Raw genomic sequence first — 15,962 nt, 5'->3', positions numbered from 1 at the left:
CCGGGGGCAGGGAGCCGGATCAGCCGACCCGGGTACCGAAGATGCGGTCGCCGGCGTCGCCCAGGCCCGGCAGGATGTAGCCCTTCTCGTTGAGGCGCTCATCGATGGCCGCGGTGAAGATCTCCACGTCGGGGTGGACCGCCTTGACCGCCTCGATGCCTTCCGGCGCGGCCACCAGGAAAATGCCCTTGATGCGGCGGGCGCCGGCGCGCTTGAGCATGTCGATGGTGGCGATCAGGGTGCCGCCGGTGGCGAGCATCGGGTCCAGGATCAGCGCATCGCGCTCTTCCAGGCGGCCGGTCAGGCGCTCGAAGTAGGGCACCGGCTGCAGGGTTTCCTCGTCGCGCTGCAGGCCGACCACGCTGACGCGGGCGGCCGGGATCAGCGACAGCACGCCGGTCAGCATGCCCAGGCCGGCGCGCAGGATCGGCACCACGGTGATCTTGGCGCCGGCGATGCGCTGGACCTGCACCGGGCCGGCCCAGCCGTCGCGGGTATGGTTCTCGGTTTCCAGGTCTGCGGTGGCCTCGTAGGCCAGCAGGGTACCCAGCTCATTGACGACCTCGCGGAAATCCTTGGTGCTCATGGCCGGATCGCGGAGCAGGCCGATCTTGTGCTGGACCAACGGATGACGGACTTCGACGATTTTCATTGGGGTACTACGCGGTAGGGAGATGCCACAGTTTGACGCCTGCGTCCCGGCTCGGCCAGTGTGACTGAAACATTGCAGCCGCGTGGCTGTAACCCCCACGCAAACTTTCGGAAATACCTTGCCCACCCATCCTTTACATGGTTTGGGGGCAATAGTGCGCAAGGGTGTTCTGGTGGTGGCGGTCGCAACGGCGGTGGCCTGCATGGCATCGGCTCCGGCAAGGGCCCAGCAGGTGGGGCCGGATGGCTCGGCGACCGCGGCGGCCGCTGCGGCGGCAATCGACCTGGACCGGGTCGAGGTGCGTCCGCAATTGGAGGCGCAGACCCGCGCGGTGGAGCTCAAGCGGGATGCCAACGGCATCCAGGACGCGGTGGCCTCCGATTCGATGGGCGACTACCCGGACATGAACGTGGCCGAGTCGTTGCAGCGGCTGCCCGGCGTGAGCGTCACCCGCGACCAGGGCGAGGGCCGCTTCGTGGTGGTGCGTGGCCTGGACGCCGCGCTGAACAGCGTGAGCATCGACGGCATTGCCGTGGGTACGCCGGAAGACTCCTCGCGTGCGGCCCCGCTGGACGTGATTCCCACCGATTCGACCGAGCGCCTGCGCGTGGTCAAGTCGGCCACCCCGGACATGCCCGGTGACGCCATCGGCGGCAGCGTGGTGGTGGAATCGGCGTCGGCCTTCGACCGCGACGGCCGTTCGCTCAAGGGCAAGGTGGAGGCCAGCCACCAGCAGCTGTCCGGCGAGACCAGCCCGAAGGCGGCGTTCAACTACAGCGAAGTGTTCAACGACACCTTCGGCGTGGCGCTGGGCGTGAACTACCAGAAGCGCACCTTCGAATCGGACAACACCGAAGTGGCGTACGACACGTATGACGACGACCGGCAGGACGACCTGGTCGCCACCGAGCTGCAGCACCGCAAGTACACCATCGAGCGTGAGCGCACCGGTGCCAACCTCAACTTCGACTGGCGCCCGGACGAGGACAACCGCTACTACCTGCGGACCCTGTACAGCCGCTTCGATGATGCCGAAACCCGCCAGCGTACCGTTTTCGCGCTGGAGGACGGCCAGATCAGCGCGCTGGGCAATGGGCGTTACCAGGTGGACGAGCTGCCCGCCGATGCGATCAGCAAGCGCATGCGCTACCGCACCAAGGAAGAGAACACCTTTGCCGCCAGCCTCGGCGGCGAGAACCGCCTGAGCGGCGCGGTGCTGGACTACCGCGTGGGCTATACCAAGACCCGCGAGCGCGTGAACGATGAAATGGAGGCGCGCTTCGACTACGACGGCGACGACCTGTCCGCGGTCATCGACCAGAACAGCGGCATCCCTGGTCTGTCGCTGAGCGATGCCGGCTGGATGGACAGCAGCAACTATGCGTTCAACCGCGTGGTTCTCTCGCCCAAGCAGGTGGATGACAGCGAGCGCAGCGCGCAGGTCAACATACGCTTCGACGGTGACCACGCCAGCTACAAGTTCGGCCTGCTCGGCCGCTGGCGCGAGCGCGCGGTCAACGTCGATGAGACCGACCTGCGCAAGGGGCCGGCGGTCGACCTGAGCGACTGGAACGGCGAGACGCTCGACCACCGCGGCGGTCCGCTGGGGCAGGGCATGCGTTCGGCGGCGATGCGGCGCTGGTGGGCCGAGAATGGCAGCCTGTACAGCGAGCGCTCCAAGGAAGCGCTGGGCAACACCATGGCGTCGCTGGAAGAGGACTACACCGCCAACGAGGACATCCTCGCTGCCTACGCCATGGGCACCTGGGACATCGGCGCGCTGCGCGTGATCGGCGGCGTGCGCGTGGAGAACACCCAGTTCGACGCGACCGGCAACCAGGTCGATGTCGACAAGGATGGCGATCTCCTGGTGTCGCCGCGACTGGCCAGCAGCAGCTATACCAACGTATTGCCGGGTCTGCACCTGCGCTATGACACCGACAACAACTGGGTGCTGCGCGGTTCGGTCAACAAGACGGTGGCGCGTCCGTCGTTCGGGGACATCTCGCCGCGCCTTTCCGTCAACGTGCAGGACGAGGAAGTGCGCGTCGGCAACCCGCAGCTGGATCCGTATGAGTCCACCAACCTGGATTTCTCGGTCGAGCGCTACCTGGGCGACAGCGGTATCGTCTCGCTGGGCCTGTTCCACAAGTCCATCGACGGCTACATCGTCGAAGTGACCAGCAAGAACGACAGTGAATACCCGGGCATGGATGTCACCCGTTCGCTCAACGGCGACAAGGCCAAGGTGTTCGGCGCGGAGTTCAACTGGCAGCAGCAGTTGTCGTTCCTGCCGGGTGCATGGTCGGGCCTGCTGGTCGGCGCCAGTGGTACCTGGCTGGATACCGACTTCGACCCGGGCATGGCCGACCGCGCGCGCGACGACTTCACCCTGCCGCGTGCCTCGAAGAACGTCTACAGCGCGCATGTGGGCTATGAGTGGGGCGGTTTCAGCACGCGCCTTGCCGGCGTCTACCGCAGCGAGTACCTGGACAGTATCGGCGACAGCCGGGCGTTCGATATCTACGTGGCGCCGCATACGCAGCTGGACTTCAGCCTGGACTACAAGTTCAGCAAGAACGTGAGCCTGTACCTGGAGGCCTCCAACCTGCTCGACGAACCGCTGGAGCTCTACCAGGGTGTGCGCTCGCGCACCCTGCAGAACGAAGAGTACGGCCGCACCTACGCCATCGGCCTGAAGGTGGCACTGTGAGGGCCGCCCTGCTGGGCACCGCGCTGGTGCTGGCACTGAGTGCCTGCCAACCGACCGCCAAGTCGACGCAACCGCCCAGTGCCGAGGACGTCGCCGAGGGTGCGGCACCATCGGTCCGCGTCACCGAGGCCTTCCTGACCCCGATGACGCCGGCCGACAACATCGACTCGCCCGCCAGTTGGCGGGCCGCCGACGGCGCGCTGTGGCTGATCGCCACCGCCAAGGCCACCGACAAGCTGGTCGTCTACGACGGCCAGAGCGGCAAGCACCTGCGCGACGTGGGTAGCACCGGTACCGCCCCGGGGCAGTTTGATCGCCCCAACGGCATCGCCGTCAGCGGCGACCTGGTGTTCATCGTCGAGCGCGACAACCATCGCGTGCAGGTCCTGCAGTTGCCTGATTTCAAGCCGTTGGGCGTGTTCGCCGCAGGTGACCTGCGCAAGCCCTACGGGCTCTGGGTGAACCCGACGCAGGGTGGCTACGACGTGTACGTCACCGATTCCTACGACGACGGCGAGGACGCGGCCGGCAATGACATCCTGCCGGCGCTGGAGCGATTGAACGAACGCGTGCGCCGCTACCACGTCGAAGTCGGGGACGGCACGGTGCAGGCGCGGTTGGTCCGCAGCATCGGCGACACCTCGGCGAAGGGCGCGTTGCGCGTGGTCGAGTCGATCTGGGGTGACCCGGCCAATGACCGCCTGCTGGTGGCCGAGGAAGACGAAACCTATGCCAGCGAGTTCAAGGTCTACACGTTGGCCGGTGACTTCACTGGCAACACGTTTGGCAACGGGCAGTTCAAGGCGCAGGCCGAGGGCGTGATGCTGCGTACCTGCGGTGACGGTGGCTGGTGGATCACCACCGAGCAGGGCAAGGACCGCAGCGTGTTCCACCTGTTCGACCGCCGGACGCTGGCACCGGTGGGGGCATTCCACGGCGACGTGGTGGCCAATACCGACGGCATCTGGAACAGCCAGCAGGCATCGGCGCGCTTCCCGCAGGGAGCGCTGTATGCCGTGCATGACGATCAGGGGGTGGTCGCGTTCGATTGGCGTGACATCGCTAAGGCCTTGTCGCTGCCGCAGGACTGCGCGCTGTGAGTTCCGGGGGCGGGAGGCAGTGGCTGCTGCTGGCAGCCCTGTGGGTCGCGGCCGGGGCGGTGGGGGCCGCTCCGGCCGCAGAGCCGAACACGCAGGTGCCGGTGGGGAGCCGGCACTATGCGGCGACCGCCGTGCCCGACCGCATCGTCGCTTCCCCGGCGCAGGATGCCGCCACCGGTTTTGCGGTGTCCTGGCGCAGCGTGCCGCTGGATGCGGCGGCGGTACTGGAGGTGACCCTGGCCGGTGACTCGCCGGACATGGGGCAGGTGCGGCGCATCACCGCCCGCAGCCAGGCGCTGCAGACAGAGAACGGCGCGGCCCAGTTCCACCACGCCGATGTCGGTGGCCTGCAGCCGGACACGCTGTATGCCTACCGCGTGCAGGGGCAGGGCAGCTGGAGTGCGTGGAACCACTTCCGCACCGCCGGTGCCGCCGACCAGCCGTTGACGGTGCTGTACTTCGGCGACACCCAGAACAAGAACCTCAGCCACGTCAGCCGGGTGATCCGGCAGGGATGGCAGACGGCACCGGACGCGCGGCTGGCCGTGTTCGCCGGTGACCTGGTCAGCGGCGGCGACGGGCAGGACGACAGCGAATGGGGCGAATGGTTCGCTGCGGGCGGCTGGCTGCTGCCGGGAATGGCCGTGGCACCGGCGGCGGGCAACCATGAGTACTTCGAGGAGTTCGAGGACACCCCGCAGGAACGACGCGTACTGGGCCGGCATTGGCCGGTGAGCTTCGCGTTGCCGGGCAATGGTGCGGGCGTGGCCCGCAGCACCACGTACTGGTTCGACTACCAGGACCTGCGCGTGGTGGTGCTCGACGGTACCTCGGCGCTGGACCTGGGCACGGCCGCGCAGCAGGCGCAATGGCTGGACGGCGTGCTCACCGGTGAGCGACCGCACTGGACCATCGTCGTCGTACATCAGCCGCTGTATCCACTGCGGGCCGAGCGTGACAACACGGTGCTGGCCGGGCAGCTGCGCCCGGTGCTGCGCCGCCACCGCGTCGACCTGGTGTTGCAGGGGCACGACCACACCTACGGACGCCGTGCCGACGAGGCAGGCGACCTGCCGCAGTACATCTCCTCGGTGGCGGGCCCCAAGCAGTACCGCCTGTCCGAACAGGCGCGCGCGACGATGCGACCGGTGGCCGAGGACACCCAGTTGTTCCAGGTGCTGCGGATCGAAGGACGCACCCTGCGCTACGAGGCGCGGACTGCGACCGGGCGCCTGTACGACGCCTTCGAGATTCGTCGTGGCAGGGGCGAGGCACGGCGGTTCACCGAAGTGACCAAGGGGCGCATTGCGCAACGTGATTGCCCGCGCCCGCATTCGCCCAAGGGGCGCGACGACCGCTGCTGGGAGTAAAGGATGCGAGTGCTGCGATCAATGGTCCTGTTGCTGGCGTTGACGCCGCCGGGCGCCTGGGCGGGCGATGTCGTGCTGCACCCGATCCGGTTGGCACAGCCGGAGACGGCCCCCGACGACGTGCTGCTGGTGGTCGAGATCCCTGCCGGTGGCGCGATCAAGTACGAGCTTGGCGAGGACGGTGAGTTGCGGGTGGATCGGTTCCTGTCGATGCCCGTGGCCTATCCGGCGAACTACGGCTCGATGCCGCGCACGCTGGCCGGCGATGGCGACCCCTTGGACGCCCTGGTACTGACCCGCTTCCCGATCCAGCCAGGGGCCGTGGTCCGGTTCCGTCCCTTGGGCGTGCTGCGCATGGTCGACCGCGGCCAGGCCGATGAGAAGATCGTCGGCGTGCCCAGCGATGCGGTTGACCCGAGCTACAGCGCGCTGCGCACCCTGCAGGACCTGCCGGCGATGGAGCGCGAGCGCATCGAGGCATTCTTCCGCATCTACAAGCAGCTCCCGGCCGGTGCCCGGATCGAGTTGCATGGCTGGGGCGATGCCGGGGAGGCGCGGCAGCTGATCCGCGCCGCGATGCAGCGATTCGGGCAGACCTCGCCCGGTCGCTGAGCCGCGCGTGCGCGGCTTCACGATCTGCCAGTGGAGGCTGGCATATACTCGGCCCCTGTGCCGAGCGTGGGGAAGGCCGGGACGCCCGTGATGGACGCGCTCCCTCGGTCCGACCAAGGGGATCGGCGACGGCTCAATCATCGGCTCCGGCAGGCCCGGGGCGGTATCACGGAGGATAGTCATGCGTAGTCACACGGCATTGATCAGGATGAGCGCGGCACTGGTGTTGGTTGCCGCCGCATGTGGCGCGAACGCCGCACCGCCGATGGAGGAAGAACAGGTCAACCCCAGCGAAGTGGTGTTCGAGAATGGGCAGGCCTATGCCGACGCCGGCGGTGGCCAGCTCGAGCGCCTGCACAGCCGCAAGCAGGGTGGGGAAACCGTCTACTACCGGCTCGTGCGTTACGACAACGAGTTCGGTTATGTCGCCAATGACGGCGCGCCGTCGGAAGCCTACACGGCGCGCCAGACCGGCTCGCTTGGCAGCACGCCCTACACCTACCATGGCTCGGGCATGTACCGGCCGGATTTCTACAACAGCCCGTACAACCGCGATGCGCGCCAGCGCTACTGGGGCCCGGGGTACTTCGGCAGCTGCAGCCGCTATGACGGGTGCCGCGAAGTGCAGTACGTACCGCTGGTGCCCGTCGTTCCGGTGTACCGGTCCGGGTACTGAACGCAAGGCAAGCGGGAATGAAGCGAAGGGCGGCCAATGGCCGCCCTTCGTTTTGGCGGGCCCGGCTCCGTTTTCATGGTTGCGTCACGGTTTGTGGTGCGTCGACGTTGGGCACATGCAAGGCCTGAATTGGGAGCATTCCTAAGCGGGGCTGCAGAACCGTCTTGTTTAGCTTTGTGATTGAATTTTGAGGCGTCAAAATGATGGCGCTTTCCCGGTGCTGATGGCAAAGTCGGGCTCGACCTACATGGGACGACGGAGCGCCCAATGTCCGCTGCATCATTGCTTACCGCCCTGGATGTGCAACGCTTGCATCAGGACCGACGCCTGATCCGCGTGGAGACGGCATTGGAGCCGGAGACATTCCTGGTCAAGCAGTTCGATGGTTCCGAAGGCGCGTCACGGCCCTTCAGTTACCGCATCGAGTTGCTTTCCACCCAGCCCCGGCTGGAGCTCAAGCAACTGGTGGGCCAGCCGCTGCGCCTGCAGCTTGGCGATGAGTTCGGGAACCGCAGCGTGCACGGCTACGTGCGTGAGTTCGCCAGCACCGGCCAGCAGGCACAGTTCAGCAGCTATCGCGCGGAGGTGGCTCCCTGGTTCGCTTTCCTGGACTACACCTGCAACTGCCGCATCTTCCAGGACAGGAACGCGCTGCAGATCATCGAGGAGGTGTTCGGCGGGTATTCCGAGCTGGCGCGGTACCGCTACGACCTCAATGCCGGCAAGCTGCCGACGCTTTCCTACTGCGTGCAGTACAACGAGTCGGACTTTGCCTTTGTCAGTCGCCTGCTCGAAGACGCCGGCCTCTACTACAGCTTCGTGCATGACGAGGACGGGCATACGCTGGTGATCAGCGATGACTCCACGCTCAGCACCGTGCACGGTGACCCGCTGGCGGTCTCCTTCGTCTCGGACCAGGGCACGTTGGCACGGACCGGCCTGCATCATTGGGGCGCACGTCGTCGTGTCGGCCCCAGCATGCAGACGTTGCGCAGCTTTGATTTCAAACAGCCCAGCCAGCAGCTCGATGGCGATCGGGGCAACGAGGTGCCGCTGGGCCTGTTGCCGCCGCTGGAGCAGTACCGTTACGACGGTGCGGCACGGTTCTCCAACAGCCGTGTCGGACAGGCGTTGGCAGCGGTGCGCAACGAAGAGGTGGTGTGGCCGACCAAGTTGTTCGAATGTGCCGGCAATGCCGGCGAGCTGGATGCCGGCGGTTGCTTCAGCCTGGAGCGTCATCCGGACTTCCACGGGCGTGACGGTGCTGACCGCGAGTTCTTCGTGGTGGCGTTGCAGCGGGAAGGGCGGAACAACTTCGCCAGTGACTTCGGCAGCGCCGAAGCGCCGAGCGTGGAGATGCGCGCTGAAGTCCTGCGCCGTCGCATCCCGTTCCGGCCGCTGCGCGCCACGCCGTGGCCGCGCATGCCCGGGCCGCAGACCGCGACGGTGGTCGGGCCGCCGGGCGAAGAGCTGCATGCCGATGCCTATGGGCGGGTGAAGGTGCAGTTCCATTGGGACCGCCAGCTGGATCGCCGCGAGAACGCCTCGTGCTGGATCCGCAGCGCCAGCCCCTGGGCCGGTGCGGACATGGGCGGTGTCTCGCCGCCGCGCGTGGGGCAGGAGGTCATCGTCGACTTCCTCGATGGCGACCCGGACCGGCCGATCATCACCGGCCGCGTATACAACGAGCAGAACATGCCACCCTTTGGCATGGAGGTCAGCGGCCTGAAGTCCAAGACCGTCAAGGGCGCGGGCTGGAACGAGATCACCATGCACGACAGCGCCGGCGGCGAGCTGCTGAACATGCGCGCCCAGCGTGACATGGTCACCACCGTGCTCAATGACCAGAACGCCACGGTCAAGAACAACAAGTCAACGTCGGTGACGGTGAACCACAGCATGGACGTGGGCGCCAACCAGGACATCAGCGTGGGCGGCACCCGCGGCATCACCGTGACCGGCGCGGACACGTTGACGGCAAAGGACACGCGCACCACGAACGTCACCGGCGCGGTCACCGAGAAGTACGAAGCCGGCGAAACCAAGACCATCACCGCTGCCGGCTACACCGAGACCATCACCGGCCCGTTCAAGACCACCCTGACCGGCGACTACACCAGCCAGCGCACCGGCACATGGCTGGAGACGGTGACATCGACGTCCACGCGCAACGTGGTCGGCCTGGTCACCGAGACGTTCGATGCGGGGCGCAAGACCACCATCACCGGCGAGGACAAGCGCGCGGTGCAGGGCAAGGTGGACGACAGCAATGTCGGGGCGCGCGTGGTCGATGTGACCGGCAACTACTCGCAGGACGCCTCCGGCACCTTCAGCCAGGGGTCCGATGGCGACATGAGCCTGGAGTCGGCGACCAAGCTCACCGCGAAGGTGGGTGGTTCATCCATCGAGATCACCGACAGTGCGATCACGATCAGCGCCGGGGGGTCGGTGGTGGTGATCGATGCCAGCGGTGTCTCGGTCAATGGCAGCGAAATCAAGCTCAACTGCTGAGCCGGCCCGGGAGGCAATGCATGCAGGACAACCCGATGCTGCGCGGCTTGAGCGCGTTGCGAGATGCCTGGCTGCAGGCCAGTGCGGAGCCGGCCCACCGGTTGCTGGTGTGGCGCCTGCCGGCCAACGCCAGCCGCCTGCTGGCTGCGTTTTTCGAAATGCAGCGGCACGACGAGGGGCGCGATACGCCGGACTACTTCCTGCGCATCGACACCGCCTATGAGCTGGGCTTCCGCTACAGCCGGCAGATCAAGCGCGACCTGCTGGAGCGCTACCTGGCCAGCCAGGACGAGCTGCGCGAGCAGCAGGTGCCGCTGGGTTGGCGCGGCCCGCACGAGGCGCACGCGGACAGCGCCAAGGGCGTGTTGGACGTGCTGGAGAGCTTCGTCGAACACCACCGCGAACAGATGCGGTTGCTCGCGGCCGTGCTGGAGCCGGAGCGCTGCGTGCCGGGCGAGGGTTTCGAGCGCTGGGTGGAGGCCGCCATGGCGGCCGGCCCGGAGCCGCGGCTGCGGCTGGTGCTGATCGACAGCCAGGAGCAGCCGCGTTGGCAGGGCCTGCTGGATCGCCTGAGCGACAAGGCCGGCTTGATCACGGCGGAGGTGGACCTGTTCTCCATCGCCCGCGACACCGCCGCGCAATCGGGCGGGCGCGGCCCGGAAGTGCTGTATCGGCAACTGATGGCCGACATGATGTTGCTGATCGAGCGTGGCACGCCGGCGCAGGTCGCCGCCCGCGCCGAGCGAGCCCAGGCCCTGGCGTTGCGCCAGGGCTGGCAGGAGCAACAGTCGGTGGTGCAGATGATGCTCGCCGGTTCATGGCTCAAGCACGGTGACCACGCGCAGGCCATCAACGCCTATCGACAGGCACGTAGCGCGGCCGAAGGGGCGCGCGTGGCCGGCAATGCCGCCGCACCGGAACTGGTGATGCAGAGCTGGTTCGGCGAGGCCGGCTGCTGGTTGGCGGCCAAACAGCCCGAGCGTGCCGCCCAGACCTACCTTCAGGCCTCCATCTCGGCCGCCAGCATCCCGCACCCGATGTTCACGCTGGAAGGGCAACGCATGGCCGGCTGGTGCCAACTCCAGGCCGGCCAGCGCGAGGCAGCGCGCACGCACCTGCTGGAGGCGGTGCGGACCGCCAAGCCCCTGTCACCGGCCGACCGCAAGGCCACCACCTTGCCGCAGGCGCTGTGGGACCTGCTGTTGCTGCAGGACACGCGCCGTTGCGAAAAGCTCCAGGAGGTGTCGACCCACTACCTGCAGGCAAGTACGCTCCTGCTGGAAAAAGCCGATGCGCAGGCACGTGCATTGGGGCCGCTGCCGCCACGGGCGGAGCTGGACCGGATCGACGCGCAGTTGGATGGCGCGTTGGAGCAGAGCTTCCACCGTGCCCAGCAGGAGCGCGAGCGGGTGATCCAGGGGGGCGACGAATTCTTCCGCAAGATCGTGGCGGTGGGCCGCGACTTCCTTGACCCGGGCTGGAATGGCCTGCCGGCCATCGAGCACCCGCTGGACCACGACATTCCGGTGTGGAGCGAGCCGCCGGCCATGCAGCCGCTGCCGGATCCGGCCGCGCTGCTGCAGCCGGCACCTGCCATCCCGGCCACGCCCGCAACGACCACGGGAGTGGCCCTGGCATGAAGTCGAACAAGATCCTCTGGATGAGCGTGGCCATCGTCGTCGGCATCGCCGTCGTGGCGTGGATCAGTGCCGATTACCGGGACGAGGTAAAGGCTTTCCTGCGCGCCCTGGCGCGCGCGCTATAGCGGACAGGGAGTGTTGCCATGAGCATCGCCGCCAAGCATTTCGACCCCCAGTTGGGCATCGACATCCATATGTACGCGGTGCCGCCGAGCCCGCTGCCGACGCCGCACATCGGCCTGGTGCTGGATCCGTTCGACTACATCCCGTTCATCGGCTCGACCATCAAGGTCAACGGCGTGCACCGCGCCACCGCCGGTACCGGGGGCCTGGACATCCACATCCCGATGGGGGTGTGGGCGCCGCCGTTGTCAGCGCCGATGGGGCCGCAGTTCGACGGTGAAGAAATCTTCATGGGCAGCCGCACCGTGTCTGCCGACGGGGAGCCGTTCTCGCGGCTCGCCATGCCGGTGCTGGACTGCAACCTGGCCGGCATGATCAACCCGTTCCGGGTCAAGAAGCCCAAGAAGCCGCTGCGCGCGATGTCGTTGCCCACCGGGTTGAACGTGGCCATTCCCACCAGCGTCACCGTGGGCGGTCCGCCGACGGTGTCGTGGACGGCACTGGCATTCCGCGCGGCGTTCGCGGGGCTGGGCAAGCTGCGCAAGAGTGCGTTCTTCCGCAAGAAGATGGACGCATTCGCGAACTGGCGGCGCGCGCGGTGGGGCAACCTGCCGCCGGGATTCCTCAAGTGCAAGGTGCTGCGTGCCGAGCCGGTGGATATCCGTGACGGCAGCGTGGTGGTCAACCATCAGGACTTCCATGTTCCCGGCCGCTTGCCATTGGCGTGGACGCGCAGCTATGGCTCGCGCCGTGGGTCAGAGCCGGGCCTGTGCGGCAACGGCTGGCTGACGCCGGCCGATATACGCCTGGAACTCCTGGACGATGGCAGCGCCTGGCTGTCCGCGCCGGACCAGGTGGCGTTCTTCCCCGAACTGCCGGCGGTGGACGGCGAGATAGGGGCGATCCTGGACTTTGTTGATGGTGCCCGGTTGCTGCGCGGTCAGGGGCAGTGGCGGGTGCGCTTCAAGGGTGGGTTGCAGTATGTATTCGGCGTGCTGCAACCCGGCGGGGTGAGCACGTTGCCGGTGAGGGGCGCGTTGGTCATCGAGCGCATCGAGGACGCGCATGGCAATCATTGGCGGTTCGAGCGACGCGATGGCCATCTCGTCCGCATCGTCGAAAGCGGGGTGGATGACCTGCAGGGGCGCTTCATCGAGGTGGATGCGCGCCATGGCCGCATCGAGCGGATGGCCCTGCACGATCCGGCCACCGGCCGGCTTCACCCGCTGGTGAGCTACCGGCATGGCGATGCCGGCGACCTGCTCGCCGCCTTCGATGCACTGGGTGCGCCGCGCACGTTCGGCTACGAACAGCAGCGGATGGTGCGCCATACCGATCGCGTCGGCCTGTCCTTCCACTATGCGTTCGACGCACAGGGCAGGGTGGTGCACTCCTGGGGTGATGGCGGCCTGTACGACTATCGCTTCGAATACGATGCGTTGCTGCGGGAGACGCGCGTCACCGATTCGTTGGGCCACCTGACGGTGGTGAAGTTCGATGAAAACCAGTTGCCACTGTGTGAGATCGACCCGCTCGATGGCGTCACGCTGTTCGAGTACGACGACTTCGGCCGCACGGTAGCGGTGACCGACCCGGAGGGACTGCGCACCGGCTTTGCCTACGACGTCCACGGAAACCTGACCTGCCTGACACGTGCCGACGGCACCTCGGTCCAGATGGAGTACGACCAGGACGACCATATGGTGTCGTTGCGTACACCCGATGGCGCCGATTGGCGCCAGACGTACGACCTGCAGGGCCTGTTGGTCGCGCAGGTGGATCCACTGGGCGCTACCACCTGCTTCGACTACGACCGGCAGGGCCAATTGCTCGCGCAGACCAATGCCCGGCAGGCGGTGACGCGACTGCGCTATGACCGCCACGGGCTGGTGGCCGCGGTGATCGATGCACTGGGCCACGAGAGCCGCTACGTGCATGACCCGATGGGCCACCTGCAGGAGCAGACGGACCCACTCGGCCAGGTCAGTCGTTACGAGTACGACATCAAGGGACGCCTGCTGGGCACGGTCGGACCGGACGGCAATGGCGTGCGCTGCGAGTACGACGCCGAGGACCAGCTGGTGCGCTACACCGATGAAGCTGGCGGTCAAACGCGCCTGCACTACGTCGGTATCGGGCAGATCGGCAAGCGGCTGCAGGCCGATGGCCACAGCGTGGAGTATCGGTATGACTCCGAGGAACAGCTCGTCGCGGTCATCAACCAGCGCGGTGAAACCTACCAGTTGGTGCGCGACGCCTTGGGCCGCATTGTCGAGGAGGTCGACTACTGGGGACAGGCCCGCCGGTACACCTATGACGCAGCGGGGCGACTGACCGCCACGGTGGACCCGCTGGGCCAGCGGATCGCCTTCACCACCGACAAGCTCGGACGCATCATCCGCAAGACGCTGCCCGATGTCCGTCATCCGGGCCAGCAGGTGCAGGAGCACTTCATCTACGACAAGCTGGGGCAGCTCGTTGAGCTGCGCAATCCGGCGCGAACGGTCAGGCGGCAGTACGATCAAGTAGGACAGTTGCTGGAAGAGCTGCAGGATGGCTTCCGCGTGGGCTATGCCTACGATGCGGTCGGCAACCGCGTCCTGCGCGAGACCTCGGCCGGCAACCAGGTGGCGTTCGGCTTCGACCTGCGTGATCAGGCGGTGTCGGTGACCATCAACGATGAGCCGCCGATCGCGATGGAGCGCGATGCACTGGGGCGCACTATCCGCGAACAGCTGAGCCCGCACCTGCAGCGCGAGTTCACCTATGACAGCCGCAACCTGTTGACCTCGCAGTCGGTGCTGAAGGATGCCGCACCGCTGTTCGAGACGCGTTACGACTACGACCGCAGTGGCAACCTGACCCGGCGCAGCGACAGCGTGCAGGGCATGGAGGAGTACCGTTACGACGCCATTGGTCGCCTGCTGGAGCATATTGATCCGAAGCAGAAAGTGGAACGCTACTTCAACGACCCGGCGGGCGACCGGCTGCGCACCGAAGTGAAGCAGGTGCAGGCGCGCAAGGTGGTGGGCGGCGACGAAGACGAGCTGACTACCTGGACGCGTGAAGGCACCTATCAGGGCGTGCGCTACGTGTTCGACCGCGCCGGCGACCTGGTGCACAAGGGCGCACCGCATGGCGACGCGCCGGATGACCTGACGCTGATCTGGGATGCCAACCATCGGTTGGCGGAGAGCCGCCGCAACGGGCAATCAACGTACTACGGCTATGACCCGCTGGGACGTCGGGTGTTCAAGCGCAATCCGACGCAGACGACGTGGTTCTTCTGGGATGGCGATGCGTTGCTGGGCGAGGTGCAGCAGGCCAATGACGCCGAGGATGCGGTGCCGGTCTGGGTAGGGAACGTGGCCAGCTTGGTGGAAGTGAAGCGCAGGCAGCGGCGGCTGGAGATGTTGCATGAGCGGGTGCGGGAGTATGTGTACTACCCGGGGACGTTTGTGCCGTTGGTTGCGGTGAGTGAGCTTAGTCCCGCCGAGGAGACCCAAGCCGTGACGATAGTGCAACCTGAGTTGCTGTCGAGCGATTCAGGCAGGCGAGGCATAACAGGTGAGCAGCCGTTGCACAGTCCTTCTGCGGAAAGGGCGAGCGGGCTCCGTCACGCGGATGATTCAAAGCTGAAGAATTCGGCAGGATTTGGCGTTCTGGGGCTGAGTAGCTCTTTGGCTCCAAGAAACGACGGTTCAGCGTGGGTGGAACAAGCGTCCAGCACTTCATTGGTAGCACATGCACCTGCGAGCCGAGAGGGTTCATTGGATGAGACGGCGGCGGATTCGCAGCATCGTGCGCTGAGTGGGGGGGCATCGGTGGTGACGCAGCGTGCCGCGAGCCCTGGATCCCGAATATCCTGCTTCTTGTTCGATATTAATGGTGAGGTAACGGGGCGAATCGCCCCTGATGGTGTCACTTGCATCAATGAGGGATCTTCGATTGAAGAGGGCTCTTGTTGCATCGAAAAGCAAGGGCGCTACTTGGATGTAGAAACCGGCCTGGCATACAACAGGCATCGATACTATTTGGTTGAAGTGGGGCAATTCGCGTCGCAGGATCCAATACGCCTTCTGTCGAGTGAGAGCCTCTACGCAGGTCCGAAGAACGAATTTTTGTATATAGACCCGCTAGGTTTGTATGAAGAGTTCGGTATCTGGGGGTATGCGAATTACATGCATGCCAATGATGGACTGGATGCGCATGAGTTGCTTCAGAATGCGTGGCTGCGAAACAATAACCATGTTACCGGGCGGGCGTCGGGGATAGCTAGAACGAATCCCTCCATTGCAGTGGAAGCGAGACCGTTGCACAAGGCCATTAGCGCGGCGCAGCGGAATGCAGGGCTGTTCAAGCCGAGTGTGCTGAAAGGGATGACAGCGCTCGAGAACATAAATTTGAATTCGGTGATTATGAAGAATGTGATGTATCAGGAATTTATCGATAGAGGTTGGGATCCCGGGAATGCGCGGCGGTTTGCGCATGAGCGAACGCGAGAGCTCAGGCGGGCGGCGATTGAGTTCGCTAAAAATGAGGGGTTATTGCCTTGCAGGGGATAA

10 protein-coding genes are annotated in these 15,962 nt (G+C 66.1%); 9 read left to right on the top strand and 1 reads right to left on the bottom strand.

Features of this window, described 5'->3' with window-relative positions:
- Positions 1-19: 19 nt before the first annotated feature.
- Positions 20-652 carry a uracil phosphoribosyltransferase gene (upp, locus tag ACIPR8_RS14645; RefSeq protein WP_132863075.1) on the bottom strand — a complete coding sequence of 211 codons (633 nt, stop codon included), beginning with the start codon at positions 650-652 and terminating at the stop codon, positions 20-22.
- Positions 653-854: 202 nt separating this feature from the next.
- On the opposite strand from upp, the gene ACIPR8_RS14640 reads away from it, so the two are divergent.
- The 9 genes from ACIPR8_RS14640 (at position 855) to ACIPR8_RS14600 (ending at position 15,962) form a co-directional block, all read left to right on the top strand.
- The gene (locus ACIPR8_RS14640; protein WP_446541570.1) at positions 855-3,365 is read left to right on the top strand and encodes a TonB-dependent receptor; all 2,511 of its coding nucleotides are present in this window, start codon (positions 855-857) and stop codon (positions 3,363-3,365) included.
- On the top strand, positions 3,362-4,465 hold the full coding sequence (locus ACIPR8_RS14635; RefSeq protein WP_313254446.1) for a phytase: 1,104 nt from the start codon (positions 3,362-3,364) through the stop codon (positions 4,463-4,465). The genes ACIPR8_RS14640 and ACIPR8_RS14635 overlap by 4 nt, the downstream gene beginning before the upstream one ends.
- On the top strand, positions 4,462-5,835 hold the full coding sequence (locus ACIPR8_RS14630; protein ID WP_446541473.1) for a metallophosphoesterase: 1,374 nt from the start codon (positions 4,462-4,464) through the stop codon (positions 5,833-5,835). The genes ACIPR8_RS14635 and ACIPR8_RS14630 overlap by 4 nt, the downstream gene beginning before the upstream one ends.
- 21 nt (positions 5,836-5,856) lie before the next feature.
- The gene (locus tag ACIPR8_RS14625) at positions 5,857-6,447 is read left to right on the top strand and encodes an inorganic diphosphatase (RefSeq protein ID WP_446541472.1); all 591 of its coding nucleotides are present in this window, start codon (positions 5,857-5,859) and stop codon (positions 6,445-6,447) included.
- 181 nt (positions 6,448-6,628) lie between these two features.
- Positions 6,629-7,123 (top strand): hypothetical protein, encoded by a 495-nt coding sequence (locus tag ACIPR8_RS14620; protein WP_446541471.1) that lies wholly within the window; start codon positions 6,629-6,631, stop codon positions 7,121-7,123.
- A gap of 267 nt (positions 7,124-7,390) precedes the next feature.
- Positions 7,391-9,634 (top strand): type VI secretion system Vgr family protein, encoded by a 2,244-nt coding sequence (locus ACIPR8_RS14615; protein WP_446541470.1) that lies wholly within the window; start codon positions 7,391-7,393, stop codon positions 9,632-9,634.
- 20 nt (positions 9,635-9,654) lie between these two features.
- Complete coding sequence (locus tag ACIPR8_RS14610) at positions 9,655-11,274, top strand: tetratricopeptide repeat protein (RefSeq protein WP_446541469.1); 1,620 nt, start codon at positions 9,655-9,657, stop codon at positions 11,272-11,274.
- Positions 11,271-11,399 carry a hypothetical protein gene (locus ACIPR8_RS14605; RefSeq protein ID WP_263863683.1) on the top strand — a complete coding sequence of 43 codons (129 nt, stop codon included), beginning with the start codon at positions 11,271-11,273 and terminating at the stop codon, positions 11,397-11,399. The genes ACIPR8_RS14610 and ACIPR8_RS14605 overlap by 4 nt, the downstream gene beginning before the upstream one ends.
- A gap of 18 nt (positions 11,400-11,417) precedes the next feature.
- Positions 11,418-15,962 (top strand): DUF6531 domain-containing protein, encoded by a 4,545-nt coding sequence (locus ACIPR8_RS14600; protein WP_446541468.1) that lies wholly within the window; start codon positions 11,418-11,420, stop codon positions 15,960-15,962.

Source organism: Stenotrophomonas sp. LARHCG68 (assembly GCF_052871705.1).
The sequence above is the reverse complement of the archived record's forward strand: the minus strand, read 5'-3'. Positions and strand labels throughout refer to the sequence as shown.